This is a genomic window from Methanoculleus chikugoensis (genome assembly GCF_900095385.1).
GTDB lineage: Archaea > Halobacteriota > Methanomicrobia > Methanomicrobiales > Methanoculleaceae > Methanoculleus > Methanoculleus chikugoensis_A.
Window position 1 is genome coordinate 163,242 of sequence record NZ_FMID01000004.1, and the last position, 11,408, is coordinate 174,649.

The 11,408-nt window shown below is 58.3% G+C and carries 8 protein-coding genes; 1 reads left to right on the plus strand and 7 read right to left on the minus strand.

The genetic code is table 11. From position 1 onward, the window contains the following. Nucleotides 1-105: 105 nt before the first annotated feature. The 7 genes from L21_RS01180 to L21_RS01210 all read right to left on the minus strand — a co-directional run bounded on the left by L21_RS01180 (nt 106) and on the right by L21_RS01210 (nt 8,440). Nucleotides 106-1,920, minus strand: coding sequence for an ABC transporter ATP-binding protein (locus L21_RS01180; RefSeq protein ID WP_178377660.1), 1,815 nt, complete (start codon nt 1,918-1,920; stop codon nt 106-108). 161 nt (nt 1,921-2,081) lie between these two features. After that, nucleotides 2,082-2,858, minus strand: coding sequence for a class I SAM-dependent methyltransferase (locus L21_RS01185; protein WP_074368666.1), 777 nt, complete (start codon nt 2,856-2,858; stop codon nt 2,082-2,084). After that, nucleotides 2,855-3,646 (minus strand): class I SAM-dependent methyltransferase, encoded by a 792-nt coding sequence (locus L21_RS01190; protein WP_074368667.1) that lies wholly within the window; start codon nt 3,644-3,646, stop codon nt 2,855-2,857. Before L21_RS01190 ends, L21_RS01185 begins: the two co-directional genes overlap by 4 nt. 12 nt (nt 3,647-3,658) lie before the next feature. Further along, nucleotides 3,659-4,444 (minus strand): ABC transporter ATP-binding protein, encoded by a 786-nt coding sequence (locus tag L21_RS01195; protein WP_074368668.1) that lies wholly within the window; start codon nt 4,442-4,444, stop codon nt 3,659-3,661. Continuing rightward, complete coding sequence (locus L21_RS01200; RefSeq protein ID WP_218600616.1) at nt 4,441-5,487, minus strand: FecCD family ABC transporter permease; 1,047 nt, start codon at nt 5,485-5,487, stop codon at nt 4,441-4,443. Before L21_RS01200 ends, L21_RS01195 begins: the two co-directional genes overlap by 4 nt. Nucleotides 5,488-5,514: 27 nt before the next feature. Then, entirely contained in the window at nt 5,515-6,681 is a 1,167-nt protein-coding gene (locus L21_RS01205; RefSeq protein ID WP_074368670.1) for an ABC transporter substrate-binding protein, read from the minus strand. 595 nt (nt 6,682-7,276) lie between these two features. After that, nucleotides 7,277-8,440 carry an ABC transporter substrate-binding protein gene (locus L21_RS01210; protein WP_218600617.1) on the minus strand — a complete coding sequence of 388 codons (1,164 nt, stop codon included), beginning with the start codon at nt 8,438-8,440 and terminating at the stop codon, nt 7,277-7,279. A gap of 1,068 nt (nt 8,441-9,508) precedes the next feature. Between L21_RS01210 and L21_RS01215 the strand changes: the two genes are divergently transcribed. Beyond that, a partial coding sequence (locus L21_RS01215; RefSeq protein WP_143727179.1) for a PKD domain-containing protein occupies nt 9,509-11,408 on the plus strand: 1,900 nt, incomplete at its 3' end.

Genomic DNA, 11,408 nt, shown 5'->3' on the forward strand with positions numbered 1-11,408 from the left:
CTTTTTGCAGGGACAGTCGATACGTGCCTAGCAGGTGGTCTATCACCCGGACTTTCCGGAACACCTGACCGACGGGCAGGCTGTGATCATCATGGTGCTCGTGACTCATACGCTTCCCCCCTCGGCCATAAGCAGGGCGTGGTAGTCCCCGTTGCGGCGGATGAGATCGGAGTGGGACCCTGACTCGGCCAGTCGGCCTTTTTCGATCACATAGATCCTGTCGGCATCGCGCACTGCCGAAAGCCGATGAGAGATGATGATGGTCGTCCTGTCGCGGGCAACCCGGTCAAGAGCGTCCCGGATCAGCGATTCATTGGCGACGTCCACGTTGGACGTCGCCTCGTCCAGCACTAGGATGGGCGCGCCCTTCAGGATGGCCCGGGCTATGGCAATGCGCTGGCGTTCGCCGCCTGACAACTTTACGCCCCTCTCTCCCACCACTGTATCGTATCCTTTTGGGAGCCCGGTGATGAAGTCGTGGGCGGAAGCGGCTCTGGTCGCGCTCTCCAGTTCCTCCCGGGAAGCTCCCGGCTTTGCCAGCAGGAGGTTGTCACGGACGGTGCCGTGAAACAGGTAGGTGTCCTGGGACACGACGGAGTACATGGCACGCAGCCGCTCCGGCCGGATGCGCCGGATATCTTCGCCCCCGAGCCGGATCGCCCCCTCATCAGGATCGAAAAATCGTAGCAATAGCGACGTCACCGTCGTTTTGCCGCTACCCGAGCGGCCGACAAGGGCCACTTTCTCGCCGGGCTGCACGGCGAACGAAAAGTTGTCAACGGCGGGAGCGTCCCCTTTCCGGTACCGGAACGTGACACCTTCAAAGGCGATGGACGGCGGGAGCGTCCCTGGGGCGATGGGATCGACCGGTGCGGCGGCAGGAGGGACAGCCTCAAGGATATCGAGGACCCCCTCGGCGGCACCCATCCCCGCAAACGAGAAATGTATCGTCTGCCGGAGGTCGGTCACCGGCCGTAGCGCTTCCCTGACCAGGAGGAGCACGAAAAGCAGGCCTCCTGCCGACAGGCTGCCTGCATCCATGCGCAATGCGCCGATCACGATGGCCACCGTGCCGCCGATCGCCGCGACCAGCCCCAGGGGCACGCCCCAGAGGATTTCATCCTTGAGTATGCCTATCTCCGCGTCATACAGGGCGTTTGTCTTCAGGTCGAGCAGCTTGCCGTGTCTCTTGCCGGCGTTGAACGACTTCAGCGTGACGATACCCTGGACGTTGTCCACGTATTCCGCGAAGAGGCGAGGCATGGCGACAAACCAGACGCGGATTCTGGACCCGACTCCCCGGTAGATGGCGAGCGGCTGGAGCAGCGAGGCGACCATCATCACCCCGACGACGAGGCCGATGATCACGTCGACATAGAGCAGGATCACCATGATCGCGAGGCCCGCCAGGGACGACACGATCACCTGCGGCAGGAACCGCCCGTAATAGTTCTGAAGGGCTTCCGCCCCGTCGACGATCGTCGCCTGCACGACGCCGCTTTTCTGGCTGAGCATCCAGCCGGGGCCAAGATCATACAGTTTGTGGTAAATGCGCCGGCGGAGCGATATGGCGATGTTCGTCGCGGCCCTGGCTACAATCCGGTCGTTGGCCCAGATCATCGCCCACCGCAGGGCGATGATGAGAACCAGCCCGGCAAAGGAGGGGATCGATCCGGCCATCGGCCTGCCGGAAAAAACGTCTTCGAGGATGAGTGCGATGATGATGCCCTGGACTATGTAACTGAACGAGATCAGGAGGCCGAGCGTGACTACGCTCCACAGCCTGCCGTATTCCCCCTTGCCCATCGCCAGCACCCGGGGGTCGAACAGTTTCATGTGGCTGGCGCCGCTCGTCACCGAGAGTCCGCGTCTGGATTCTACCTTCGTGTATTCTTCGACGATCTTTGAACTGTCAGCCATTCCGTACACCTTCCGAGCCGGGCGTCGTCGTCCGGGGGATCTCCTCCTCGTGAAATTTTGTCCCATATCGATGCGAGCTATGATGTTCCCGGCGATTATCGGAACTCACAGTTGATTCTTCAGGCTCCGTTTTCCCGTATGCAACTCACAGCCATGGTAATTCATTTCGTGCCGTAAACTGCATAATAATCGCACTTGTAGCTGATCTTATACCGAAACGGCATGTGCCTTCTCTGGATTTCGATCAGGTCGGCCAGGTTCTCTGTCCCGATATCCCTCAGCCCGGCTTTCTCCATGTATTCCCGGACCTTAACTGCCGATACGCCTTTCGAATGGGGCAACGTCGCGTTCATCTCCGGCGAATAACTGTCCCTAGATATGTCGTTTCTTTCGAAGATCAGGATCAGGAGTTCCCCGACCTTCCGGCGCAGGCGCGTCTCCAGACTGCCGTCGTTCCATAAACCGTCTATGACCCCCAGCGTTCCCCCCTCCTTTAAAGTCCGCATCCAGCTGGTTACCGCGTTCTGGGGGTTCGGCAGTGTCCACAGCACGTGCCGGGTCACTATAGCGTCGAATGAGCCGTTTTCGAAGGGAGGGGACTCGGCATCACCGATCATGAACTTCGCGTCGACCTCGTGGCCGGCCTGCGCCATCGCCTTTGCTTTCGATGCGGCCCTGTCGAGCATTTTTTTAGAAAGGTCGATGCCCACCACCCTGTGGCCCATCCCGGCAAGCAGCAGACTTATCTCCCCCGTGCCGCATCCGACGTCCAGCACGTTCAGCCGCTCTCCGGGGATGATCTGTCCGAACAACGCTCTCCAGAAGGCGACCTCTTCATCGCTCTTGATGCCGTGGCCGTGATAGTCGTCATACCGCTGCGATGAGTAATCCCACCGTTTCGCGATATCGCCCTTGATCTGGTCCTCGCTTAACGTCATGTTCCATCATCCTGTGGTTTTTTCGGAGTAATGCCCGACACTAAGTACGTCGGGTGGTCGTTGGCGTATTTCATGTACCTGGGCAGCCGTTTTCTCTGTACCGCCCGGATCGGCTCCAGGTCGGTAACGGTGATGCCGGTCACGCCCGCCCCGGACATGTAGGCAACTATTTGCTCTTTCTCGACCCCGTGCGGGTTCGGGAGGCCGGCGCTGATGTCTCTGGTGTAGTCATAGGCGAAGGGATTTTTACCACACCTGATGAACCGGTAGATGTGATAGGTCCCTACAGAGAGCATCGGAAGCAGGCCCTTCGTGACCCACTTTCCGTCTATGATGACGATCATCCCGCCCGGTTTCACGACTCTCACCCATTCCCGGACCGCCTTTTCGGGATTGGTCATTGTCCACAGGACATACCGCCCGGTGACGCAATCGAAGGTCGCATCTTCGAACCGGAGATTCTCCACGTCACCTTCCAGAAACCTGATGGACGAACTGCTGTCCAGTGCCTTTTTCCTGGCGACTTCCATCATCTCCCGACTGAAGTCGACCCCGGTGACGTTATGGCCCAGCTCCGCCAGCAGCAGCGCGATGGCGCCGGTTCCCGTGCCGACGTCCAGTATCTCCTTCGGCTCCAGCCCGATCGCCTGCGATAAGTAGTCTTTCCATAGGGACCTCTCCTCATCGCCGTCATATCCCGGCGCCGTGTCGTAGAACCTGCTTCCGTAGTCCCAGTATTTCCTCACGCCGTCCTTGATCTCGTCCAGTTCTAGTTTGTCTGTTTCCATGCTGTCGCCTCATCATTTCCCAGGACCGCAGTACCTGGTGGAATTGATCGGTATGATCTGCGGTATCCCTTCGTTGTCGATGGTCACCCGGGCATTGACGCCGTAGACGGTTCGGATCATGTCTTCCGTGATCACCGACCCCGGGCTTCCCATCGCCTCGATCTTCCCGCAGTTCAGCAGTATGATGTTGTCCGCGTATCTCGCGGCCAGATTGAGGTCGTGCAGGGCGACGACCGTCGTCATGTTATTGTCTTCGGTGATCGTCCTGATCACGTCGAAAAGTTCGAGCTGGTGCTGGAGGTCCAGCGAGTTCGTGGGCTCGTCCATGAGAAGAACCCCTGGTTTCCTGATGATCGATTGGGCGATGGAAACCATTTGTTTCTGTCCGCCGCTGAGTTCGTTCAGGGGTCGCTTTGCCAGTCCCTCGATCCCCAATTTTTCCAGCGCATCCAGCGTCAGCGAAAGGTCTTCGTCGGTGACCGTCCAGCCGAGCGAGTTCAGTCTCCCCAACAGGACCGCCTCGAACACGGTCAGCGCCGCGTTGCTGGCGGAATCCTGGGGCAGGTAACTGACGGCCTGCAGGAGTTCGTCGCTCTTGTACTCCTTCAGGTCTTTCCCGTCCAGCAGTATGGACCCTTCCGGTTTCAGTATCCCGCTCAGGCACTTCAGCAGCGTGGACTTCCCCGCGGCGTTCGGCCCGATGACTGCCGTGACCATCGGCCCGGCATCGATGCACACGTCTTTCAGGACCGGCACGGTTCTGTAGCCGAACGTAAGCTGTCGTACCTCCAGTTTCACCAGTATCCCCTCTTTCGCGAAAAGATCAGCCAGACAAAGAACGGTATTCCAATGAGCGACGTGAGGACGCCGATGGGAAATATGATGCCGGGCACGACGTTTTTGCTCAGGATTGAGGCGGCGGAGAGCATGAGGGCACCGGTAAGGGCGGACAGGGGCAGGAAAAATCGGTGGTCCTCGCCCACGAGCATCCGGGCAATGTGCGGTACTACGAGGCCGACGAAGCCGATGCTGCCCACGAAAGCAACCGACGTAGCCGTGAGGACCGAGATCAGGATGAACCCCTTCAGCCGCAGCCTTTCGACGTTGACCCCAAGGCCTTTTGCCTTGTCTTCTCCCAGCCGGAGCGTCGTGAGTTTCCATGCGTCGACCATGATTATCAGGACGCTCGCCAGTAGTCCCACGGCCATGATGCCGAGCTTGGTCCAGGTGGCCTTCGTCAGGCTGCCGAACATCCAGAATACTATCGCCTGTACCTGCTCGGGGTTTCCAAGGTACTGTAGCAGCATCAGCAGCGAATCGAACATGAACAGCACCGCGATCCCGGCGAGCACGAGCGTCTCCGACGACGCCCTCTTAAGCCGGGCTACTGCGTAGATCATCATGCAGCAGAGAAGCGCAAAAACGAAGGCGTTGCCCGTGACCAGCACCGCGTCCGCGAACGGCACCACACCCATGCCGAACACGACCGCCAGTGCCGCGCCGAACCCCGCAGCTGAAGAAATGCCGAGCGTATACGGGCTCGCCAGCGGATTGTTCAGGATAGTCTGCATCACGGCGCCCGCTAAGCCGAGCGCCGCACCGATCACGACAGCCATCAGGGCGACGGGCAGCCGGAACGTCCAGACGATAACATAGAAGGACTGATCGTTCGACGCGGGGGAGAGGATCGTCGAGACAACCTCGCCAAGAGACAGGGGGGCCGGTCCGGTCATGACGTCGACGATAACGGTGAGAACGATCGCGGAGGCGATCAAAAGCAGGAGAAATAATTTTTTCCCTGCGATCTCACCGTATATCGACGTTGCCTCGACATTCGTCATGTAATGCATCTCCTCCAGGTAGTCCCTTCAATAATAACTATAGAAGAACGTGCCATTGTAATCTATAGGCATGAACCTGTCGTGGTACTCCCTGAGGACCGCATCCGGGTCGACATCCTTGAACTCCTCCGGATAGAACCACTTGGCGAAGGCCTCCACCACCGCGAAGTTGTAAATGCTGTAGCAGTAGCCCTGATAGATCCCGTAAACTTTGTGATTTTTAACGGCGTTTGTCGTGTCCCATCCCGGGCGCTGAACGAACCCGGTCATGGTGTTCCTGGCCGTGTCCTGAGTAACGGTGTACCCGAGTTTTAACGAGTCGGGGGTAGCCCAGTTCCTGCCGGTCAATATGATGATGTCGGGGTTCTGGCTGACCAGATACTCCGGACTTATCGCCTTGGTCGTACCGGCCAGCAAGGACTCTGCAATGTTGTTTCCGCCTACCCTCTTTACGACTGAGCCCCAGGCCACATCGCCGTAGGTATTGGCGTAGCTAGATGGGCCATTGATCCCACATTCGATATATACGCTGGGCCTGGTTCCGTTAACGGCAGCCAGACGTGAATACACGAGTTCGGTCTGTTCGTTATAGAAGTTGACAATCTCCTGAGCCCGGTCTTCTTTGCCGAGGATTTCTCCGAGCAGCAGCATGCTCTTCGTGGAGTTCGCCATCGGGTCCGTATAAAAGTCCAAGAAGACCACGGGAATTCCCGCCCGCTCCAGTTTGTTCAGAGCATCCGTGGTTGCTTCCTTGGCTCGCAATAATTGCCAGTTCTGCATGATGACAACGTCCGGCTTGAGCGAGATCGTCTTCTCTATACTGAACGTGTTGTCGTCCAGTAGCCCGACTTCCGGTATGTCGGCCAACTGCGGACATTTTTCCACGAACACGGCGTATTCGTCCCCGGCATATCGCTTGAAGTCGCTGTCCCAGCCGACAATCTTCTCGGCGAAACCGTCCCCTGCAATAGCCGCGAGCTCGGCCGTCTTCGAGGACTCCATTATCACGATTCGCTCCACAGGAGCGTTCAGCGTCACCGTCCTGCCGGCCATGTCCGTGACGGTCATCCTGGCTTTCTCCGGGCCGCCATCAGGTCTATCGAACGCATTCCCGTATACGACGAACCCTATCGCGGCGATGACCAGGATCGCGATACCGACCACTGCGACTATGCTGTAATTTATTTTCACCATGAAATCACCATGATGGCGATTGACGTTCAGCCGTTGTGAAGGTGGATGGCAATTTGCTTGATTCGCTTGCCCGTAGTTAGTATATCAAAAGAAGAGTATTAATAATTTATGTTTAAATAACAAAAAATATTGGAAATAATGATTTATGATGCTAAATAATATCATTGAGTACTCGATAGTTCATATCAAGGATGCCGACGATAACGATTGAGATCAGCCTTCAGGAGCTACAACCGAAATCGAAGAACCAGAGGTAGTATCCCGGTCAAGCGGAATGAGCGGGTAACTTCAATCCAGAGGCTTATAGGAAGCGCACCGCGGCGGAACACTTTTTCAGCAGGATCGAGGTAGTTAAGAAGACCATTCCACGCTACGGGCGATACGAAAACTCACTCCCAAAACTGATTCACCCGGATGCACTGTCATGATCGGGAGAATACTGGGATGACCCCGATGAGAACGACTGCGGAGGCGATCAAAAGCAGGAAAGATAATTTCTTTCCCCCGACCTCACTATCCATTTACTCAGCCTGGACTTCATTTTTTAACGCTATCCCTCAAGGCAGCACACCTCGCCCGATTGCGCACACGCCCTTCAATAATAACTATAGAAGAACGTGCCGCTGTAGTCTATAGGCATGAACCTATCGTGGTACTCCTTGAGGACCGCATCCGGGTCGACGTCCCTGAACTCCTCCGGATAGAACCACTTGGCGAAGGCCTCCAGCGCCGCGAAGTTGTAGATACTGAAGCAGTAGCCGTGATAGATCCCGTAAACCTCGTGGTTTTTAACGGCGTCTATCGTGTCCCACCCCGGGCGCTGAACGAATCCAGTCATGGTGCTCCTGACCGTATCCTGAGTGGCGGTGTACCCGAGCTTTAACGAGCCGGGGGCAGGCCAGTTCCTGCCGGTCAATATGATGATGTCGGGGTTCTGGCTGACCAGATACTCTGGACTTACCGCCTTGCTCGTACCGGCCAGTAGAGGTTCTGCGATGTTGTTCCCGCCTGCCTTCTTCACGATCGAGCCCCAGCTCACGTCACCGTAGGAGATGCTGTAATCCGATGGATCTTTACTCGCACATTCGATGTATACGCTGGGCCCGGTTCCGTTAACGGTAGCCAGGCGGGAGTACACGATATCAGTCTGCTCGTTGTAAAAATCCACGATCTCCCCGGCCCGATCTTCTCGGTCAAGGATCTTCCCGAGCACCAGCATGCTTTTCGTGGAGTTCACCATCGGGTCCATGTAGAAGTCCACGAAGACCACGGGAATTCCCGCCAGCTCCAGTTTAGTCAGGGCGTCCGCGGTCGCGTCTCCGGCCCACATGAATTGGAAGTTATGCATGATAACGACGTCCGGCTTGAGCGAGATCACCTTTTCGGTGCTGAACGTACCGTCGTCCAGCCACCCAACGTCCGGTATGTCGGCCAGCTGGGGATACTTTGCCACGAACACGGTGTATTCGTCCCCGGCATTTCGCTTGATATCGCTGTCCCAGCCAACGATCTTCTCGGCGAAACCATCCCCTGCGATCGCCGCGAGCTCGGCAGTCTTCGAGGACTCCGTCAGCACGATTCGCTCCACTGGAGCGTTCAGTGTCACCGTCCTGCCGGCCATGTCCGTGATGGTCATCCCTGATTTTTCCGTGCTTTCGGCAGGTTTACCGAACGCATTCCCGTATACGAAAAATCCTATCGCAACGACGACCAGGATCGCGATGCTGACCGCAACGACTGTGCTGTAATTTATTTTCACCACGAAATCACCAAGATACCGATTGATATTCTGACCGTTGTGATGGCTGACGGCAATTTGCTTGATTCGCTTGCCCGTCCTAGTGTATCAAAAGGAGAGTATTAATATTTTTTGTATGAATAACAAAAAGTATTAGAAATAATAATTTATGATGCTAAATAATATTATTGAGTACTCAATAGTTCATATCAATGATGCCGACGATAACGATTGAGATCGCCCTAAAAAGGCCTCTCAGATTAAATCCCGGGCCATGATATTGGGAAATCAACGATGATCTCCAGAACAGCACTTCGCTCATTTTGGCGCCCGACATCGAACGACGCGGTCTCACGCGACGTCGCAAAAAGGAGTTGGCAGCACCCGGGCACCCTACCCGGTGGCGTTGCAGGTGTACAACGGCGACGGGTTCGACAGCATACGCAAGTCCATCACCGTCGCTACCCCGCCGGGTGGCGGCAGCTGGTGGTGGGTCTCACCGGGTTCATTGGAACCCCGTCGCCAGTAGAGGCTACGCCGACACCGATGCAAACCGCCTCGCGCGCGGTAGCGGCGCCCGGGCTCCCGTCCCGGATCATCGCGCTTATCACCGCGACACCTATGCTAATCGGGGCCGGTACCCGCCCGTATCGATGTAGATTCTGGTATCCCGGCCGCAGAACGGCTCGCCGCGGGCATGGCCGCACGCGGCCGGGTTCTCACTATTGTAGTACCACTCTTCGGGAATTTATATCTCGTTCTTTGGGCGCGGGCGGGGCACCGGGAGGGGGCGGCAGTGCCCGGCGCGGGAGAGACCGCGAACGCCCCGGTCCGCCGGTGGCTCAGGGTGCCCGGCGCCGGTGGGGTTATGGGCGGTGCCCGGCATTTTTCGGGACTACGATTGAGGCGGCGCACGATGGGGGGAAGCCCCCTATTACCCTGAATCCAGCTTCGATGCGAAATAAAAACCAATATTAAGCAGAGCCTGGAGATCAGCGATCTTGTACGAGCGGATTCCCGGCGGCAGTTCCGCCGGGCCCGGATTGCCAAAACGAAAGCCATATACATTTCAACTTTTTTTAATATTTGATGGCGAAACGTCACAGGAGCACTCCGGCGGTAGTGCTATTTCTGTTTATTGCAGCCCTTTCGCTGCTGGTCGGCACGGCTGGCGCCGTACCGGAAGCGAACTTCACCAGCAACGTGATCAGCGGTGCCGCACCACTGACTGTAGAGTTCAACGACACCTCGACCGGCTCTCCGACCGGGTGGGCGTGGTACTTCGGCGACGAGACGTATAACAGCACGCCGTGGACGCGGGTGAACGCGAGCGCCTGGCCGGCACGACTCGGCCACACCAGCGTCGTGATGCCGAACGGAAGCATCGTGCTCATGGGTGGGGCGGTGGGCGAAACATGGCAGTACTACAAAGACGTCTGGCGGTCGGACGACAACGGCGAAACCTGGACGAGGGTTATAGAGAATGCCCCCTGGTCGGCACGCTACTACCCTAGCGCGGTCGCGATGCCGGACGGAAGCATCGTAATCATGGGCGGCAATGACGACAGTTTCAGGAACGACGTGTGGCGGTCAGGCGATTACGGCGGGACCTGGACGGGAGTGCCCGCGGGTGCCTGGTGGTCGGCACGATTCATGCACACCAGCGTCGTGCTGCCGAACGGAAGCATCATACTCATGGGCGGTTGGGACAACACCGGCTACAAGAACGACGTCTGGAAGTCGACCGACAACGGCACAACCTGGACGAGGGTTATAGAGAATGCCCCCTGGTCGACACGCTACGAACACACTGCCGTCGCGATGCCGGACGGAAGCATCGTACTCATGGGCGGCAGTGACGGCAGCTCCAAGAACGATGTCTGGCGGTCGTTCAACGGCGGCGAGACCTGGACGAGGGTTATAGAGAATGCCCCCTGGTCGGCACGCACCGGCCACACCAGTGTCGCGATGCCGGATGGGAGCATCGTACTCATGGGCGGGTCTTCTGGCAGCAGGAGCGATGTCTGGCGGTCGACCGATAACGGCACGACATGGACAGAAGTGACCGGGGGTGCCGAGTGGTCGGCACGACTCGGCCACACCAGTGTCGTGTTGCACAACGGCAGCATCCTGCTCATGGGCGGTTCCACCGGCGGGAACGAGGTCTGGCGCCTTGACACCGCCGGATCAAACAATCAGAGCCCCACGTACACCTACACCACCCCCGGCACCTACACGGTAGCCCTGCAGGCATACAACGACGACGGCTACAACGCCACGCGAAAGATCGGCTACATCACGGTCACGGCACCGGCCCCGACGGCGGCCTTCACCGCCAACCGGACCTCCGGCACCGTGCCGCTCGCCGTCCAGTTCAACGACACCTCGACAGGAGGACCGACCTCGTGGAGCTGGAACTTCGGTGACGGTGCAACCTCGATTGACCAGAACGCCACCCACACCTACGCCGCCGCCGGGACATACAACGTCAGCCTGACGGTCAGTAACGCGGCAGGAAGCAACACGTACACCGGGGACAACTACATCACGGTCTCCGCCGCACCGGTCGCCCCGGCGGCGGCGTTCACCGCCAACCGGACCTCCGGGCCCGCGCCCCTGGCCGTACAGTTCACCGATGCGTCGACCGGCGGCCCGGCCGGGTGGGCGTGGTTCTTCGGCGACGAGAAGTATGACGGGGCGTGGACAGGGGCGAACGCGAGTGCCGGGTGGTCGGCAAGACGGGGTCACTCCAGCGTCGCGCTGCCGGACGGGAGCATCGTACTCATGGGCGGGGATGAAAGCTTCGGGAACACGAAGAACGACGCCTGGCGGTCGACCGATGGCGGCGGGAACTGGACATGCGTGAACGCAAGTTCCGGGTGGACGCCCCGGTGGAACCATGCGGCGGTCGCGATGCCGGACGGGAGCATCATACTCATGGGCGGGGATGAAGGTGCCGGGAACATGAAGAACGACACCTGGCGGTCGA